An 18,312-nucleotide genomic window follows, 5' to 3' on the forward strand; every position below is an offset into this window, starting at 1 on the left:
AGTTTTCATAAGAAATTATCACTATACAATTAAGTTTTTATGATACAAAAGCTAAATAAATTTAAAGAACAATAATTATAGATAAAAGGGGAATACTTCATGAGGAGTGAAACAACTCTAGTAGAACATGATACGAGAAAACGTGTTTTTGCTATCATATCTAGCGCATCAGGAAATCTCGTCGAATGGTATGATTTTTATGTTTACTCATTTGCATCAATTTATTTTGCATCACAATTCTTTCCTTCAGATGATGATATTGTAACTCAACTATTAAAAACCGCAGGAATCTTTTTTATCGGTTTTCTTATGCGCCCTATTGGAGCGTGGCTCTTTGGACATATTGCTGATCGTTATGGGCGAAAACGCTCCATGCTCATATCTATATTTATGATGTGTGGCGGATCTTTCCTCATCGCCATACTTCCCACCTATGAAACATTAGGCATAACAGCAGCAATTCTTCTCCTTTTAATCCGAATGATGCAAGGGCTTTCAGCCGGTGGTGAATATGGTACGGCAGCAACTTATATGAGTGAGGTTTCTCTTAAAAACCATCGTGGTTTCTTTGCTTCTTTCCAATCTGCTACCCTCATCACGGGTCAACTTCTGGCTAGTTTTATCATATTTATTTTAGCACTTTATCTTAACGAAGATCAGTTAAAATCATGGGGCTGGCGCATTCCTTTTGTGATTGGTGGAATAGGAGCAATTGTTGCAATTTATCTACGCCGTTCACTCCATGAAACAACAACGAAGGAAAGCCGCTCTCAAAAACATACAGGGAGTCTTAAGGAACTTTTCACAAATCATAAAAAAGCCTTTTTTTCGATAGCTTTATTTGCATCGGGGGGATCTCTCACTTTTTATACCTGTACAACTTATATGCAGAAATATCTGATCACAACAACTGGATTTGATAAACACACTGCAACAACAATAATGACTGCCGCTCTCTTTATTTTTATCCTCTTCCAACCTCTAGCAGGTATTCTCGCCGATAAAATTGGAACAAAAACCTTACTCATCATCTGGAGTATACTCTCTACTATTTTTACATTTCCTGGACTTTTTATTGTCGGCAACACGCATAGTGCATGGATTGCTTTATCAACCATTATTGGAATGCTTTGTATTATGAGTATGTATACATCTATCTCTGGTGTTGTAAAATCAGCAATGTTTCCTGCTTCCGTACGAGCACTCGGAGTGAGTCTTGCGCATGCTATGGGCAATGCAATATTTGGCGGCTCTGCTGAATATGTTGCACTTGGATTAAAAAATATGGGGCATGAATCAGTCTTTTATTTTTATGTTACCGGTGTGATGATTATTGCATTTATTGCGCTTCTCTTCGTACCGAGTATGCGTAAAGGAGGCTATCTCCAAGATAGTGAAACCCTTTAACTTCTTCCATGAAATATAAAAAAGCCCAACTCTTTGGGCTTTTTTACTCTTGTATGACTTTTTAATATTGTTTAAACTTTATTAAGCTTGTTTAAATATTTAGCTAGCAGATAATAAAACGTTAGGCGACTTTTTCTACGATCCCCAGACATCATCTCTGCAACTTTTAAAACAGCTGTTTTAGCACTCTGCTCATCAACACTTAAGACATCTTGTGCCCATTTTTCAACGCGTTCTAACTCTTTTGGATCTGATACCGAAACGAGTGATGCATCCTGCTTTTGCATCACCAAAGCCAAGCGACGGCTAAGCCGTTCTACTGCTGCTTCATCAGGATTCTGATCATATAATTTAATATCTTCTAGATTATTTTTCATTCTGCTCCACCTCCTCTTTTAAGAATGAGCGGACATACTTTACAACCGCATCATATAACTTCATAAATAATTAGAGGACTAAAAATATTAACAACCCCCCTTTTCCAAAGACCATTCTTCATCTATATTTATAGAGCTGGTTTACCAGCTATGGTAATAAATGGACGGTGAAATAAACCTATTGGACCCGGGGGCGGTACCCGGCGCCTCCACCAAAGTATAATCTCTATTGATCATATTTTGGTGGGGGCGAAATAGGATCGACAAAGGCGTAAAGATCGCTCTTTTACTCGGCATTGTACCACCGTTATCGGACTAAATGAGTAGTTGCAAATGACAACTATGCGGAAGCACGTCTCGCCGCTTAAGGTGGTGTGAATGTTTCAAATTTAGCCTTAAACCGTCGCAGGTTTAAGCGGGGTTCGGAGGCACCTGGCAACAGAAGCCTTCACTTTTATAAACATTACTGATTGATCTTTTAGACATTGTTTATCACAAACTTTCGTCTTCTCGTTCAACGAATTTAGGTGCATAGTAGACAAAATATTGCTAGCTTAAAATGACATTCTATTGCACAATATCATACATATTCATCTACTACGTAAAATAAAAGGAATAAGTTTCGATGATTCAAGATCAAATCCGTTACGATATCCTCGTTCAGGAGGCACTTCGCGGAGTTATCCGTAAAGTTTTATCGGAAGTTGCCAAAGCAGGTCTTCCAGGAAGTCATCATTTTTTTATTACTTTTTTGACAAATGCTCCGGGCGTCAAAATCTCTTCTCGACTTAAAAGTCGTTACCCAGAACAAATGACAATCGTATTACAACACCAATTTAGAGATTTAAGCGTTTCAGAAACGGCCTTTGAAGTAACACTTTCCTTTCAAGAAATTACCGAAAAGCTCGTAGTTCCTTTTACATCTGTTCAAGTATTTTATGACCCCGTGGCCTCATTTGAAGCAGCATTTGACTTGCCCTCAAATCTTACCTCTCAAGAAAATGAAAAGCCGGAAAATACCTCATCCACCCCTCTCAAGCTATCGAACAAACCACAAAAAGAAAATACAATTGCAAAGGAGCCAAACCTTAATATGAACCAGGAACCCTCAAATAATGATACTAAACCAAGTGCTGATGTTGTCTCCTTGGATTCTTTTCGAAAAAAATAAGCTCGTCATGACTGAACTCATCAACCTTCGTCAATTTCGGAAGAAACAAAAGCGTACGGAGAAGTCTAATCGCGCAGATGAAAATCGCTACCGTTTTGGACGAACAAAAGCTGAAAAGCTTTTCGAACAAAAAGCATCTTTAAAAGTACAAAAGTTTCTTGATCAAAATCGTTTATGCAATGACGAATAAGGATCAAAACAATGCACGAAAATAATTTTATCGACTGGTCAAAGGCAGTTCCTCAAAAAATATCTGTTCGGATTGATGGACATGCAACGAGTGTATCTTTAGAACAACCTTTTCTAGATATTCTCAAAACTCTAGCAAGCAAAAAAGGACAATCTTTAGCCTCTATAATCACCGATATTGATAGCAAACGACCACAGAAAGTGAAACTTTCAGCTTCATTACGTGTTTACGCGCTTCAAACTGTTCTCACTCAACGCCTTTAGTATTTGTTTTTTTATTCAACAGAAGATATTATTCGCTTTTTAAAGAAAAGGATTTTTATCTCTGGTGTTCAAGTGAAAAAAATACTAAACACAAAGCATAATGAATAATTTTCGCGACCACATACCATTCTTTGAAAAAAATGCCTCTCCTCTCCATCATGAAAAGAGTTCTGAGCCTACTCATCACACTATAACAATAAACAAACAAACAAAGTGTAATACCGATTATTTAGAACAACTCAATCCTGAACAACGACAGGCCGTTATGAATACAGAAGGGCCTCTTTTAGTTCTTGCAGGTGCTGGTACTGGAAAGACGCGTGTTTTAACAACCCGTATTTCACATATTTTACGCTCTGGGCTTGCCTCACCTCAGCAAATACTTGCTGTAACTTTCACCAACAAAGCCGCACGCGAAATGAAAATGCGTATTGGTGAACTTATCGGTGAGACTGTTGAAGGTATGCCTTGGCTTGGAACTTTTCATTCCACTGGTGCAAAAATTTTGCGTCGTCACGCCGAACTTGTTCATTTAAAAAGAAATTTTACAATTCTTGATAGTGATGATGTTATCCGACTTTTAAAACAGCTTATTCAAGCTGAAGGATTGGATGATAAACGTTGGCCTGCACGTAACTTTGCAATGATGATTGATTCTTGGAAAAATCAAGGGCTTTCACCAGAACGTATTCCAGAAAGTGATGTTCATTCCTTTGGCAATGGCATGGGACGCAAACTTTATCAAAATTATCAAAGTAGATTAACAAGCCTTAACGCTTGTGATTTTGGTGATCTTCTCCTTCACCCTATTTCTATCTTCCAAAACAATCCAGATGTCCTTAACGAATATCACTCCAAATTTCGCTATATTCTTGTTGATGAATATCAAGACACAAATATAGCACAATATCTTTGGCTTCGCCTTTTGGCACAACAGCCTAAAGGACAGCATATCAACCTTTGTTGTGTTGGTGATGATGATCAATCTATTTATGGATGGCGTGGAGCTCAAGTCGATAACATTCTACGTTTCGAAAAAGATTTTTCTCCCGCAAACATTATTCGTTTAGAACGCAATTATCGCTCAACATCACATATTCTCAAAACCGCTTCTTATCTTATCTCTCATAACAAAGGAAGACTTGGGAAAACACTTTTTTCTGATCAAGTGAATATTGAAGAAGAAAAGGTGAAAATTCATACTGCATGGGATTCGGGAGAAGAAGCACGTGCCATTGGAGAAGAAATTGAACAAGCGCAACGCGTTGGTCGTTCATTAAATCATATGGCAATATTGGTGCGCGCATCGTTTCAAATGCGTGAATTTGAAGAACGCTTTGTAACACTTGGTCTTAATTACCGTGTCATTGGTGGTCCACGCTTTTATGAACGAATGGAAATACGTGATGCCATGGCTTATTTACGCGTTGTTGTACAACCAGAAGATGATTTGGCTTTTGAACGCATTATCAACACCCCCAAACGCGGCTTAGGAGAAGCAACCATGCGTACTCTTTATGAAAGTGCACGTGCACGCTCTATTCCTCTCTTTTCTGCCGCTGCAGCAATCATTGAAACAGATGAGTTAAAACCTAAAGCACGTAGTGCTTTACGGGGTGTTGTTGAAGACTTCCGCCGTTGGCAAAATATGCTGCAATGCACTCCTCATAAAGAGCTTGCCGAAATCATTCTTGATGATTCAGGTTATACAACCATGTGGTTAAAAGACCGCTCACCAGAAGCACCAACACGATTAGAAAATCTTAAAGAAATGATCCGCTCTATGGAACAGTTTGAAAGTCTTCATAGCTTTTTAGAGCATGTTGCACTGGTGATGGATACCGAAAATAATGACAATACCGATGCCGTCAATATAATGACTCTTCATTCCGCCAAAGGACTTGAATTTGAAACAGTTTTTCTGCCTGGTTGGGAAGAAGGACTCTTTCCCCACCAACGTTCAATGGATGAAGGTGGTAATTCAGGATTAGAAGAAGAACGACGTCTGGCTTATGTCGGACTGACAAGAGCCAAAAAACACCTCCATATATGGTTTGTATCCAACCGAAAAGTTCACGGACTTTGGCAATCAACGCTCCCCTCACGTTTTCTGGATGAGTTACCAGAAGAACATATCGAAATTGTACAAAGCGAAACATCTTATGGTGGTTATGGAAAACCACACTTTAAACATCACAATCCCTTTTATAATGATTACGCAACACCAGGATGGAAGCGTGGACAAAAAAATATTGAAGGGAAAATCATCACTCAATCAATTTCTGAAGCACCATCAAATTTTTCAATCCATGATCGGATTTTTCATATAAAGTTTGGTTATGGTCATATTACAGCGATAGATGACCATAAATTGACCATTATGTTTGAAAAAGCAGGAGAAAAGCGTGTACTCGACAATTTTGTCAAAAAGGCCTAATCAATATAATAGAAACATCTTACCTCAAAAGTCATCTTTTTATTTGAATCTGAATATTATTTCCATTTGTGAATAAAGGCTTCAATTGGTAAGATTTTCATGTCAGACAATGCGTTGTAAATTTTATCCAGCGGCCAATCCCACCAAGCCATCTCTAAAAGTGTTTGAATGACATGATCAGAAAAGCGCATCCGTAATGGTTTTGCAGGAATGCCAGCAACAATCGTATAGGGTGCAACATCTTTTGTTATCACAGCATTCGCACCAATGATAGCGCCATGCCCAATTGTGACCCCAGGCATAATAACTGCACCGTACCCAATCCATACATCATGCCCAATAAAAACACGTTTCGCACAACGCTTTTCACGGAAAGAATGATCTAACGCTATATAGCGGAAATATTCGTTAGGACGATATGTTATTTTATGTGTTGAAAGCCGTTCGACAGGATGTTCTAATGCATTCAGACATACATGAGGCGCAATAGAACAAAAGCGCCCGATATCACTGTAAATCGCTTCGCTGTGACGTTCAAAATAAGAAAAGTCTCCAACCGTTACATCACGCAAAACCACCTGCTCATTAATTTCCACATAGCGCCCTAATTTACAGCCGTGCAAGCGCGCTGTCGTATTGATACGAGGCTCACTCTTACGGAATCGAAGATCTTTCTCAATATCCATTTATCTTTCACCAATTGTTTTATTTTTCAAAAATAATATAAAAGGCAATAACAACTCGATGAACAAAAACAAACACAAAGATTGCAAAGTGAACCCGCCAATGTTACAATTCTTCCGTTCATCTAAGAGAGAAAAACTATGAAAAATGTAATACGCATCTTTGGGCTAACAGTCATATTTCTTGCGGGTGTTTTTATTTACGATGCACTCAAAAATAAGCCTTTGGGTGATCACTTTACACTCATAGATTCTAATGGAAAAACCATCACTGAAGCTGATATTAGAAGTAAACCTTCAGCCATTTTCTTTGGCTTCACGATGTGCCCAGAGAGTTGTCCTACCACACTCCTCAATCTTGATCGATGGTTAACAGCTCTTGGTCCAGAAGCTGATGAATTAGGTGTATGGTTTGTTACTGTTGATCCTGAGCGTGATACACCAGAAGTTCTCCATGAATATCTTAGTAATTTTACCAATAAAATTATTGGTATCAGTGGAGACCCTGAAAAAGTTCATAAAATGGTAAATTCTTTTAATATCGTTGCTGAAAAAGTACCGGGCACGGATGGAAACTACACTTATAATCATACAGCAGCGATTTTTTTACTCAAAAAAGGTGGAAAGCTGGCTGATGTTATCCCTTATGAAACAACAGAGAATGATACTGAATTAAAAGACAGTATTGCTATTAAACAACTAAAAAAACTCGTCTCTCACTAGACAGCCGGTCAAAAGAAGGAAGAGAATGTCACAGCAAATTCGTCTATATTGTACGGCTTCAAGAAATGAAGCAGAGCAGCTTTATGCTCTTATGGAAGCAATCTTTGACGAAGAAGGATACCCCCTTGCACTTGCAGAAATAGATGAAAAAAATGCACTCTATGAAATTTCACTGTATGTCGATAAAGAAAAACAAGAACAGGTTTCAAAACGTTTTGCACAAATCATTTCTATAGATCCTGATGACGTTAACTATGAAGTTTTACCCGATATTGATTGGGTTAAACAAAGCCTTGAAAGACTAACACCTGTACGTGCTGGTCCTTTTTTTCTACATGGAAGCCATAACCGAAACGAAGTGCCACAAGGTGCTTTGCCTATCGAAATTGAAGCGAGTCAGGCTTTTGGCACCGGACATCACGGAACAACGGCTGGTTGTCTGGAAATGATTGCCAAGGTCATGCACAATGAAGATCCCCAAAATGCTCTTGATCTTGGTACCGGAAGCGGTGTCCTCGCCATTGGCATTGCAATGCTTAAACCTATTTCTGTACTTGCATCCGATATTGATCCCATCGCTATTCAAGTTGCACAACACAATATCGAACTCAATAGCGTAAAAGAATATATCACAGCTGTTACAGCAACAGGTTTTTCCCACCATCAAATTGCATCGCGAGCTCCCTTTGATCTCATCGTTGCTAATATTCTTGCCAACCCACTTATTGAACTTGCACAAGAAGTGGTACAAGCACTTCAAAAAGATGGATCGCTCATACTTTCTGGAATTCTTGAAGAACAACATGACCATGTACGAGAAGCTTATGTAAAACAAGGTCTAAAACATATTGAAACGTACCATCGTCAAGGATGGGTTACGGTACATCTCAAATAAATGAAAGGGGCGTTTTTATGTATCAATCTTTTGAAGAGACCGCAAATCCCACTCATGCTCTCGAGCGCATTGCCTCTCTTCGTAAAGAGCTTAATCGTCTTGGATTAGATGGCTTTCTTGTTCCACGCAATGACGAACACCAAGGAGAATATGTTCCCCCACATGCTCAACGCCTTAGCTGGCTTACAGGCTTTACAGGTTCATCAGGTATCGCACTTATTTTAAAGCATAAGGCCATTATATTCACAGATGGGCGGTATAAGCTCCAAGTTCGCCAACAAACCGATCCTCATATTTTTGAGTACGAAGATCTCGTAACCTATCCGCCTTCACAATGGCTTGAAAAAAATGGGCAAGATCTTGCCATTGGCTTTGATCCATGGCTTCACACCATCGCCGCTACAGATACATTAAAAAAATCATTAGAAATAAAAGCAGATGGAAAGCTTGTCGCTGTTCAACAAAATCCTATTGATCTTATCTGGCATGATCAACCCCCATTACCGCAATCTGCCTTATCGCTTCATCCTCTCAAATATGCAGGATGCGATAGTGATGAAAAGTTAACATTGATTCAACAAAGTATTGAACAAGCCCATGCAGATGCTTTTATTTTTACAGACCCCTCCTCTATTGCATGGATATTCAATATCCGTGGTCATGATGTTTCTAACACGCCTTTTGCCCTTTGTTTTGCTCTTATTCCGATCACAGAGTCCCCTATCTTATTCATTAATAGTCAAAAATTGAATATCGAACAAAAGCAATATCTGGAACGCTATGCAAAATTATATGAACCAGAACAACTTATCCAAACGATTAAAGATTATGTTCAAAAAGGAACAATATTTGCCTTAGATCCGCGGCTAACGTGTGAAAAATTACGTGCTGTTATTGAAGAGCAAGGAAGCTCTTTCATTAAGCTGACAGACCCTGCTTCTCTTCCACGTGCCATTAAAAACAGCACAGAACTCAATGGTGCACGCAAAGCACATTTGCGCGATGGCGTCGCTCTAACCCGCTTTTTTTCTTGGTTAGAAAGACAAAAACCGGATACACTGAATGAAATTTCTACTGCTCAAAAGTTAGAAGAATTTCGTATAACAACAGCAAAAGAAATGGGAGAAAAACTTGAAGATCTCTCTTTTGATACAATTTCAGCAGCAGGAGGAAATGGTGCGATTGTTCATTATCGTGTAACGACTAAGACAAATAAAAAACTCAAAGCTGGTGAGCTTTATCTTGTTGATTCAGGGGGGCAATACCGTGATGGTACAACAGATGTCACGCGCACAGTGGCAATTGGAGATATTGGAGAAGAAGAAAAACGCTGTTTCACTCTTGTCCTCAAGGGCATGATTTCTCTCTCGACTGCACGTTTTCCAAAAGGGACACGTGGGCAAGATATTGATGTTCTAGCACGCATCTCTTTATGGAAAGCGGGCTTTGATTATGCCCATGGGACAGGTCATGGTGTTGGATCTTATCTCTCTGTACATGAGGGACCGCAAAATCTTTCGCGTTATGGGTGTCAAGAATTATTCCCTGGAATGATTATTTCTAATGAACCTGGATATTATCGCGAAGGTGCTTTTGGTATCCGCATTGAAAATTTACTTATTGTAAAACCAGCGCAAAATATAAATGGTGGCGATATAGAAATGCTTTCGTTTGAAACACTCACCCATTGTCCCATTGATAGAAAGCTTATTCTCCCAGAACTCTTAACACAAGAAGAACGGCAATGGCTCAATGATTATCATGCACATGTTTATCAGGTTAATGCACCTTACTTAAATGAAGAAGATAAAAAATGGGCAAGAGCAGCAACAATGCCTCTTTAGGTTAATGATACAACTTTTTATTCTTTCTACCTCACCTCTTAAAAAAGAGGCGTCTATATCGCTAAAGAATATAAGAGATTGTTCTCCATGTTAACTGTTTTTCTGCAAAAATGAAAAGTCATAGTAACTCAAAAAATGAAATTTATATCTTGTATAAAAGTACCAATCATAGAATATTTAAGAAACTATTGCGAGCTACTGCTTTTAAGAATAGCATCAACTATTGTATTGCCAATTTGCAATATTGCCACCACTGCTTGAATTAGTAAGGTTATCCACACACTTTTTCTTCTTGTAACATACAAATAAATGGCTTTTTAGAACTCTGAATAAGAGAATTTACGATAAAAAATACTGCTTTATTTATCACATTAGCCCGAAATAAAAAAGCGTACGTATTTTATAAATCAAATTATTATATCTAAAAGTATATTCATCATTCTTGAAGACAGCTTAAAGATTACATCTTCTCAACCAACTGTACCCAAGCCTCTTCATCGATAACCTCAACGCCTAATTCTTTAGCTTTAGCTAATTTCGATCCCGCTCCAGCTCCAACAACAAGAAGATCAGTTTTTTTAGAAAGAGAACTAGAGCTCTTTGCACCTAATCGTTCTGCTAACGCTTTTGCCTCATCACGTGACATATGTGCCAAAGTTCCTGTAAAAACAACAATCTTTCCTGCAACCGGTGAAGAAAAAGGTGCCATGACAGGTTTTTCATCGAGAAGTGTGACTTCCTCAAGTAAGGCAGATAAAACTTCATGGTTATGCGCTTCTTGATAAAAATCAATAATTGCAGCCCCGACCTGTGGTCCAATCCCTTCAATGCTCGTAAGCTCTACCCAAGCATCATTGCCCTCTCCATTCTCCTTATCACAAGATATAGCTGCTGCCATTACCGCAGTTTCAAAAGCTGTATAATTTTGATAAGCACGTGCAAGACGCCGTGCATTCACCTCTCCGACATGACGAATTCCCAATGCAAATAAAAAACGACTTAAAGAAATTTCTCGACGTGCATTAATGGCATCATACAATTTACGAACTGAAACAATGCCAAAACCTTCCATATTTTCTAAACGTACCAAGGACTTTTCTTGACGACGCTGCAAAGTAAAAATATCAGCTGGTGTATGAATACAAAGAGCTTTATCTTGAGCATGAAAGAAAAACTCCACCTGCTTCTTTCCTAGCCCTTCAATATCAAAGGCATTGCGTGCAACAAAATGACGAATACGCTCAATCGCTTGTGCAGGACAAATAAGCCCACCTGTACATCGACGTATAGCTTCTCCGGCTTCACGAACAGCATGACTTCCACAAGCTGGACAAATATGAGGAAAGACAAAAGCAGAAGAATCTTTTGGGCGCTTTTCACAAATTATATCAACAATTTGAGGAATGACATCACCAGCACGTTGTACAATCACTGTATCACCCACACGAATATCACGCCCTTCACGGATAGGCTCCCCTTTATGACCAATTCCCTTAATATAATCCTCATTATGCAAACTTGCATTGGTCACCACCACACCCCCAACTGTAATAGGAGCAAGTCGTGCAACAGGAGTTAATGCTCCAGTGCGCCCCACTTGAATATCAATGCCTTCCAACAGTGCCATAGCTTTTTCTGCCGGAAATTTATGTGCAATAGCCCAACGCGGTGAACGAGAAACAAACCCTAAACGTGTTTGAAACATCAAATTATTCACCTTATAAACAATGCCATCAATATCATAGCTTAAGGAATGGCGGCGTTCTTCAATATCGTGATAATACGAAATAATCTCTCCTATACTCTTAAAGACTTTTGTTAATGGATTGATAACAAAACCATATTCTTCTAGTTTTCTCATCATTTCCATTTGACTTTCTGCAAATATTTCACTCACTTCACCACAAGCATAAGCAAAAAACTGAAGTTTTCTGCTGGCTGTTATTCGTGAATCAAGCTGACGGAGAGAACCAGCTGCAGCATTCCTAGGGTTAGCAAAAGTCAACTTGCCTTTTTCCTGTTGGCTCGTATTAAGTGCTTGAAAATCTTCCCGCCCCATATAAACTTCACCACGAACTTCAATAATATCTGGAAACTTTCCTTGCAATTTTTTTGGAATATCAGAAATTGTTCGTGCATTTGCTGTTACATTTTCACCAACATATCCATCACCACGCGTTGCAGCACATACAAGATATCCCTTTTCATAGCGCAAAGACAAAGATAAACCATCAATCTTCGGCTCAGCTGTTATTTCCAATGCTTGTGTTTCAGAAATCCGTAAAAAACGGCGAATACGCTCAACAAATTCACCAACATCTGCAGCACTAAAAGCATTATCAAGTGAAAGCATTGGTTGTGTGTGAACAGACTTTTCAAACTTTTCAGAAACCGGTGCACCAACTTTGTATGAAGGTGAATCTGCGCGAATGAGTTCAGGAAAAAGAGCTTCAATTTCTGCATTTCGTCGGCGCAAAGCGTCATACTCTGCATCAGAAATTTCAGGTTGGTCATGACGATTATACAGGATATCATGACGCGCAATTTCTTTTGCCAACCACTCTAATTCATTTTGTGCTTCAAGAAGTGTCAGTTCTTTAATATTATTCTTGCTCATAAAATCTATTCCAAATGGTGGGCTATGGAGTTATAAGAATGCCAACTTTCTCTCACGCAGTGAATTCAAATAAATTCGTGCCCATTCATATTTTTGCTTAGTCAAGTCTCTTTATGTGAGAAGCTTTTGAGCAGCAGCTCGCGCTTCTTTAGTGATCTGCTCCCCTGCCAACATGCGCGCAATTTCTTCTGCACGCTCATGCTCTTCCATTTTATGAACAGCTGTAACAAAACAACTTTTATCACCACTTTCAACCTTTGAAATAAGAAAGTGACTGTGCGCTTTTGATGCAACTTGGGGTGCATGTGTAATAGCAAACACCTGAACATTTTCTGATAAAAGCTGCAATCGTTGTCCAATGGCAGCAGCAACTGCTCCCCCCACTCCAGTATCAATTTCATCAAAAATGAGCGTAGGTGCTGATCCGAAATCGGACAAAACAACCTTTAAGGCCAACAAAAAACGAGATAACTCACCACCAGAGGCAACATTCAGCATTGGTCCAGCACGTGTTCCAGGATTAGTCCGGACCCAATATTCAATACGGTCTATTCCCTCTGCACTGCGTTTTTCAGCATTCGTTTGCATTTCAACGATAAACTCGGCCTTTTCCAATTTCAATGCTGGCAATTCAGCCATAACGCTTTCAGATAAATGCTTTGCTACTTCTCGACGTTTTACCGACAATGCCTGTGCTAATGCATCATAATTTTTCTGTGCTTGCTTTGCCTCTTCTTCAAAACATTTTAATGTCTTCTGGGCTTCCTCAAACTCAGCAAGTTCAATTTCCATTTTATCATGTAATTGAATCAATTCATCCGCAGAAACATTGTATTTACGCGCAAAACCGCGAAGAGCAAAAAGACGTTCCTCTATTCGCTCCAACTCTGTAGGTTCAAAGTCCAAAGCACGCATTGCTACCTCAATGCCGTCTTGTGCCGTTGCAAGCGCATGGAGTGCCTCATCAATAGATTTTACAACAGGAGTTATGAGCGCCTGCGCCTCGGGAATTTTGCGTTCTAAACGCCTCACTAAATTGGAAAGAACTGGAATTGGCGATTTTTGACCACTTAAAAGATCATCAGCTTCCTTAATATCCGTCGCTATTTTTTCTAATTTTAGCATATCTGCACGACGAAGAGAGAGCGCTTCCTCTTCACCGACTTGAAAATCAAGCTTTTCAAGTTCTTCCAAACATGACCGGAGATAATCAGACTCACGCTCCGCATCCTCAACTTTAATACGCTGTTTTTGCAAACGTTCTTCATATTCATGCCATACCCGATAACACCGACGTAAATTTTCTACATCATCTTCGAGTCCACCAAAAGCATCGAGTAACTGACGATGTGTTGCAACATCCACAAGCGCACGATCATCATGTTGCCCATGGATTTCAACCAGCATACGGCCAACTTTACGCATCAATGCAACACTCGCTACCTGATCATTGATAAAAACGCGACTACGGCCATCACCTGATTGCACACGCCGTAAAATGATATCGCCTTCATCATCAAAACCATTCTCACGAATAAGTTGGCGCACAGGATGTGAAACAGGAACATCAAAGACAGCAATCACTTGCCCTTGCACTGCACCATGACGCACAAGCGAAGCATCACCTCGCCCACCAAGAGCCAATGATAAAGCATCAAGTAAAATAGATTTGCCAGCACCCGTTTCACCAGTTAAAACCGACAAACCCGCCGTAAAATAAATATCGAGCGTTTCGATCAAAACAATATTATGAATCGAAAGCTGTACCAGCATATAAAATCAACGAACCTTATTCTTACCACCACTTAAAGCATTTGAAATCCAAGAAGATTTATGCTCATGCGGCGATACCCCACTCTTTTGTAATAAGTTATAAGAAAATTTATACCACTCACTTTTAGGATAATTACGCCCTAAAATAGCTGCTGCTGTCTGCGCTTCCGCTGTTAAACCAAGAGCAAGATTAACTTCCGTTAAACGGAAAAGCGCTTCCTCAATTTGATTGGTATCGGAATACTCCTCAACCACTGTACGAAACCTTCGGCTCGCCGCAAGATAACGTCGACCTTCTTCATAATAACGGCCAATCTGCATCTCTTTACCAGCCAACTGTTCTCGTCCAAAGCGTATTTTCGCTTTAGCATCAGCAACATATTCAGAGTTTGGATAACGCTCTATGAGAAGCTGCATCGCTGCGATAGCGCGTTCCGTATCACGTTGATCCCGTGTAACATCAGGAATTCGACGAAAAGAAGAAAGACCAATAATATAATAAGCATAAGCAGAATCATCTGCCCCCGGATAAAGAGTAATATAGCGCTGAGCCATACTAATTGAATCATCATACTTGCCTAAGCGATAATTTGTAAAAGCACCCATCACTAAGGATTTACGCCCCCAATCCGTATAAGCATACTGCTTCTCAATTGTCAGAAACTTTTTTGATGCATCTGCAAGGCGTCCACTCTCAAGACTAGCAAGCGCTTGATTATATAAAACATCTGGTGGATCTATTTTTAAAACATATGCAGATGGATCAAGAGTATTTTTCTCTTTAAACAAACATCCCGCTAACATACAAGTGCTCCCCAAAAGCACCACCCCTAATACCCTGTACACAATGTCAGATTTTCTATATGCTATATTTTCAATACACACATGAGATTTTGTCATAGTTCTTCCGGCCTCCAGAGCATGTCACCTTGTAGCAAAAATTATTTATTAAGAGTTTTTATCTATACCACTTTCAAATCCATTAAACAATCTCGTGATGCAGATCAATCATCCCCTTAAAAATCAAACAAATTACAGAAAATTTTTTAGTTTTTCTTGCACCCTCACTATAAATAACTCTTCTCATAACACGATTCGTCGGCCAAAATAGCTTTCACCAATTGTGAATTAATTTTATGCCCACCACAATAGGAACGAAATAAACCAATAAAAGGTGCACTAAGCAAAGCAGTATCGCCAATTGCATCAAGCGTTTTATGCCGCACAAATTCATCCTGCCAATAAAGACCATCTGGATTCATGACTTTATTATTAAAATCAATAACAAGAGAATTCTCTAAAGAGGCACCCATCCCTTTTCCAGAATTCCGTAATTTTTCTACATCTTTGAGAAAACCAAAAGTACGCGCACGCGACAAATCATCTCGAAATCCCTTTGTCGTGAGATCAAAACTCAAATACTGTTGACCAATAGCAGGAGAGGGAAAAGAAATAGTTATATCAAAACAACGCCCATCAAACGGTAAAAACTCTGCAATACTACTCCCCTCTTCAACCCGCAGGGGCTTTTTTATAATGAAATAAGAACGCAATGCATCCTGCTCTACAATGCCAACCTCTTCAAAGGCTTGGCAATAATGCCAAGAGGAACCATCCAAAATAGGCATCTCATGACTCGATACTTCAATAATAAGATTATCTAAATTATAAGCAACAATCGCAGCCATTAAATGCTCAATCGTTTCAATTTTTATATCTCCATCCCCAAGTGCCGTTGATAACTCTGTTGTTCCTATTTGCGATGCATGTGCTTGAAGTATTACTTCTGTTCCATCTAATCTATAACGTTTGAAAACAATACCACGCCCAACAGCAGCTGGAGAAACTTTTACAACAGACAAACACCCACTGTGAACACCATAACCTTTAAATGTTACGGCTTTTTTTAGAGTAGACTGATATTTTGGCCCTAGATTCATCACATCACTTCATTGAATGAATTTTTATATTTAAAAATAATCATAAAACTATAAAAATGATATGTATAGAAAATAATAAACCCACTTATTATTAAGTGGGTTTATAAAAAACAGAGTAATTTTCAAAAACTACAGTATATTTCACTCTAAAAAATTTTTATGCATATAAAGATATAAACTTTTCTTTTTCTCTCACTCTTTTCCAATTTTTTTTAATTAATTTGCCTGACGACGTAAAAAAGCGGGTATTTCTAACTGGTCTTCCTCACTCATAAAATTACGCTGATCTGACGAAGCACTGGGGAACAATTCACCAGAACGACATGGAGCATAAACAGAAGAATCTTGAGATAGAACCTGAGAACCTTTATTATGAACACGTGTCTCCTGCTGCTGAGAAGATTTCACAGCAGGTTCCAGTCTCGCTTCTGGCTCAGCTTCCTCGCGATGAGTCAAACTTTGTTTCAAACGTTGCCAAAGATTGCGCGGTCCCGGATCCACAGAAGATGCCCTTTCGCGTTGACTATGAGCAACAGGAGGAAAATCCTTTAACTCAGGCATACGCATAGATGAACGTGTTTGCACCTGTTGTATTGGCTTCTCTTTTTGTTTCACGGCCCCCACTGTCTCATCAAGAGCATGTGCTGTCGCCTCCATACTCACTGGTGCAATCATAGATGGTTGTGAACTACGGTTCGCTTGCATACGTGGTGCATTCGATACCTGTCCATGCAGGTTTACACTGTGAGAAGAAACATTCGCACTTCTTACAGCCCCTGCCTCCGCTGGCTGTGCAAAAATTTGACTTTTAGGACGGAACTGTTCTCCAACAGGCTTTCCTTTTTCCACTTCCAGTGCTTCCATGACTTCTACCATTGACTCAGAACGCAACGGTGCTGACTGAACGTGAAAAGAACTCTGCCCAGAATCACTCTTGCGAATTGAAGACGCTGGTTTTTGCAGTTGAGGATGGGAAGACTGAACCACATCACTCATCTCACGGTCAATACCCGTTGCAACCACAGATACACGAATAACCCCTTCGAGTGACTCATCATCAATCGCTCCAAAGATAACATTCGCATCCGCATCCACTTCTTCACGAATACGATTAGCAGCCTCATCGACTTCAAAGAGTGTCATATCACGACCACCCGTAATGGAAATAAGTAATCCACGCGCCCCACGCATAGAAGTATCATCCAATAATGGGTTCGCAATAGCAGCCTCAGCAGCGTTCAAAGCACGCCCTTCACCAGATGCTTCACCAGTTCCCATCATTGCTCGCCCCATTTCGTGCATAACAGAACGAACATCGGCAAAATCAAGATTAATCAGCCCCTCTTTAATCATTAAATCTGTAATGGAAGCAACACCAGAATAAAGCACTTGGTCAGCCATCGCAAAAGCATCAGAAAATGTCGTCTTTTCATCGGCAATACGGAAAAGGTTTTGATTGGGAATAACAATTAATGTATCAACAGATTTTTGTAATTCTTCAATACCAACCTCTGCTGTTTTCATACGACGAGCGCCCTCAAACTGAAATGGCTTTGTTACAACACCAACGGTCAAAATACCCTTTTCACGTGCAGCACGCGCAACAACAGGTGCCGCTCCAGTTCCAGTTCCCCCGCCCATACCAGCAGTAATGAAAATCATATGGGAATCTGCCAAATGATCGATAATTTCATCGATACACTCCTCTGCAGCTGCCTGTCCAACTTCTGGTAAAGCGCCAGCACCTAGACCTTCTGTCACTGCCGCACCAAGTTGTATAACGCGCTCAGCCCTTGACATAGCCAAAGCCTGTGCATCTGTATTTGCAACAACAAAATCAACTCCCTGAAGCCCAGCATTAATCATATTATTCACGGCATTTCCACCACCACCGCCAACGCCAAAAACGGTAATACGTGGCTTTAATTCCGCGATATCTGGCCGATGCAGATTAATCGTCATTTTCTTTTCCTTCTCCTAAGACCATCGCAA

Annotated in this window: 15 protein-coding genes and 1 other RNA gene; 9 read left to right on the forward strand and 7 right to left on the reverse strand. The window is 39.6% G+C overall.

The window, feature by feature from the left end; genetic code table 11:
* The first annotated feature begins 99 nt into the window (after positions 1 to 99).
* Positions 100 to 1,407 carry an MFS family transporter gene (locus ABID23_RS02865; protein WP_354189139.1) on the forward strand — a complete coding sequence of 436 codons (1,308 nt, stop codon included), beginning with the start codon at positions 100 to 102 and terminating at the stop codon, positions 1,405 to 1,407.
* A gap of 71 nt (positions 1,408 to 1,478) precedes the next feature.
* On the opposite strand, the gene ABID23_RS02870 is transcribed toward ABID23_RS02865, so the two are convergent.
* Entirely contained in the window at positions 1,479 to 1,784 is a 306-nt protein-coding gene (locus ABID23_RS02870) for a DUF2853 family protein (RefSeq protein WP_354189141.1), read from the reverse strand.
* A 96-nt stretch (positions 1,785 to 1,880) separates the two neighbouring features.
* Here ABID23_RS02870 and ssrA point away from each other — a divergent pair.
* From ssrA to ABID23_RS02895, 5 genes are all read left to right on the forward strand, one after another.
* Positions 1,881 to 2,237, forward strand: a transfer-messenger RNA (tmRNA) gene (gene ssrA / locus ABID23_RS02875).
* A gap of 172 nt (positions 2,238 to 2,409) precedes the next feature.
* Entirely contained in the window at positions 2,410 to 2,955 is a 546-nt protein-coding gene (locus tag ABID23_RS02880; protein WP_354189143.1) for an SspB family protein, read from the forward strand.
* A gap of 7 nt (positions 2,956 to 2,962) precedes the next feature.
* Positions 2,963 to 3,145, forward strand: a complete 183-nt coding sequence (locus ABID23_RS02885) for a DUF4169 family protein (RefSeq protein WP_354189145.1) — start codon at positions 2,963 to 2,965, stop codon at positions 3,143 to 3,145.
* Between the two features lie 11 nt (positions 3,146 to 3,156).
* On the forward strand, positions 3,157 to 3,408 hold the full coding sequence (locus ABID23_RS02890; RefSeq protein WP_354189147.1) for a ribbon-helix-helix domain-containing protein: 252 nt from the start codon (positions 3,157 to 3,159) through the stop codon (positions 3,406 to 3,408).
* Between the two features lie 100 nt (positions 3,409 to 3,508).
* Positions 3,509 to 5,845 (forward strand): ATP-dependent helicase, encoded by a 2,337-nt coding sequence (locus ABID23_RS02895; RefSeq protein WP_354189149.1) that lies wholly within the window; start codon positions 3,509 to 3,511, stop codon positions 5,843 to 5,845.
* Positions 5,846 to 5,901: 56 nt separating this feature from the next.
* Here the strand turns inward: ABID23_RS02895 and ABID23_RS02900 are convergent, their stop codons facing one another.
* Positions 5,902 to 6,531 carry a DapH/DapD/GlmU-related protein gene (locus tag ABID23_RS02900; protein WP_354189151.1) on the reverse strand — a complete coding sequence of 210 codons (630 nt, stop codon included), beginning with the start codon at positions 6,529 to 6,531 and terminating at the stop codon, positions 5,902 to 5,904.
* A 138-nt stretch (positions 6,532 to 6,669) separates the two neighbouring features.
* Between ABID23_RS02900 and ABID23_RS02905 the strand changes: the two genes are divergently transcribed.
* From ABID23_RS02905 to ABID23_RS02915, 3 genes are read left to right on the forward strand one after another with little or no spacing between them, the layout of a single operon-like run.
* Positions 6,670 to 7,251 carry an SCO family protein gene (locus tag ABID23_RS02905; RefSeq protein WP_354189153.1) on the forward strand — a complete coding sequence of 194 codons (582 nt, stop codon included), beginning with the start codon at positions 6,670 to 6,672 and terminating at the stop codon, positions 7,249 to 7,251.
* Between the two features lie 25 nt (positions 7,252 to 7,276).
* Positions 7,277 to 8,146 carry a 50S ribosomal protein L11 methyltransferase gene (locus tag ABID23_RS02910; protein ID WP_354189155.1) on the forward strand — a complete coding sequence of 290 codons (870 nt, stop codon included), beginning with the start codon at positions 7,277 to 7,279 and terminating at the stop codon, positions 8,144 to 8,146.
* Between the two features lie 17 nt (positions 8,147 to 8,163).
* Positions 8,164 to 9,990, forward strand: coding sequence for an aminopeptidase P family protein (locus ABID23_RS02915; RefSeq protein WP_354189157.1), 1,827 nt, complete (start codon positions 8,164 to 8,166; stop codon positions 9,988 to 9,990).
* A 460-nt stretch (positions 9,991 to 10,450) separates the two neighbouring features.
* On the opposite strand, the gene ligA is transcribed toward ABID23_RS02915, so the two are convergent.
* The 5 genes from ligA to ftsZ form a co-directional block, all read right to left on the reverse strand.
* The gene (gene ligA / locus ABID23_RS02920) at positions 10,451 to 12,607 is read right to left on the reverse strand and encodes an NAD-dependent DNA ligase LigA (RefSeq protein ID WP_354189159.1); all 2,157 of its coding nucleotides are present in this window, start codon (positions 12,605 to 12,607) and stop codon (positions 10,451 to 10,453) included.
* Positions 12,608 to 12,718: 111 nt separating this feature from the next.
* On the reverse strand, positions 12,719 to 14,380 hold the full coding sequence (gene recN, locus ABID23_RS02925; protein WP_354189161.1) for a DNA repair protein RecN: 1,662 nt from the start codon (positions 14,378 to 14,380) through the stop codon (positions 12,719 to 12,721).
* Positions 14,381 to 14,386: 6 nt separating this feature from the next.
* A complete protein-coding gene (locus ABID23_RS02930; RefSeq protein ID WP_354189163.1) occupies positions 14,387 to 15,280 on the reverse strand; it encodes an outer membrane protein assembly factor BamD in 894 nt (297 codons plus the stop codon).
* Between the two features lie 167 nt (positions 15,281 to 15,447).
* Positions 15,448 to 16,320 carry a UDP-3-O-acyl-N-acetylglucosamine deacetylase gene (gene lpxC / locus ABID23_RS02935; protein ID WP_354189165.1) on the reverse strand — a complete coding sequence of 291 codons (873 nt, stop codon included), beginning with the start codon at positions 16,318 to 16,320 and terminating at the stop codon, positions 15,448 to 15,450.
* Positions 16,321 to 16,536: 216 nt separating this feature from the next.
* On the reverse strand, positions 16,537 to 18,282 hold the full coding sequence (gene ftsZ / locus ABID23_RS02940) for a cell division protein FtsZ (RefSeq protein WP_354189167.1): 1,746 nt from the start codon (positions 18,280 to 18,282) through the stop codon (positions 16,537 to 16,539).
* Positions 18,283 to 18,312: the final 30 nt, after the last annotated feature.

Source organism: Bartonella silvatica, assembly GCF_040545155.1.
Taxonomy (GTDB): Bacteria; Pseudomonadota; Alphaproteobacteria; order Rhizobiales; family Rhizobiaceae; genus Bartonella; species Bartonella silvatica.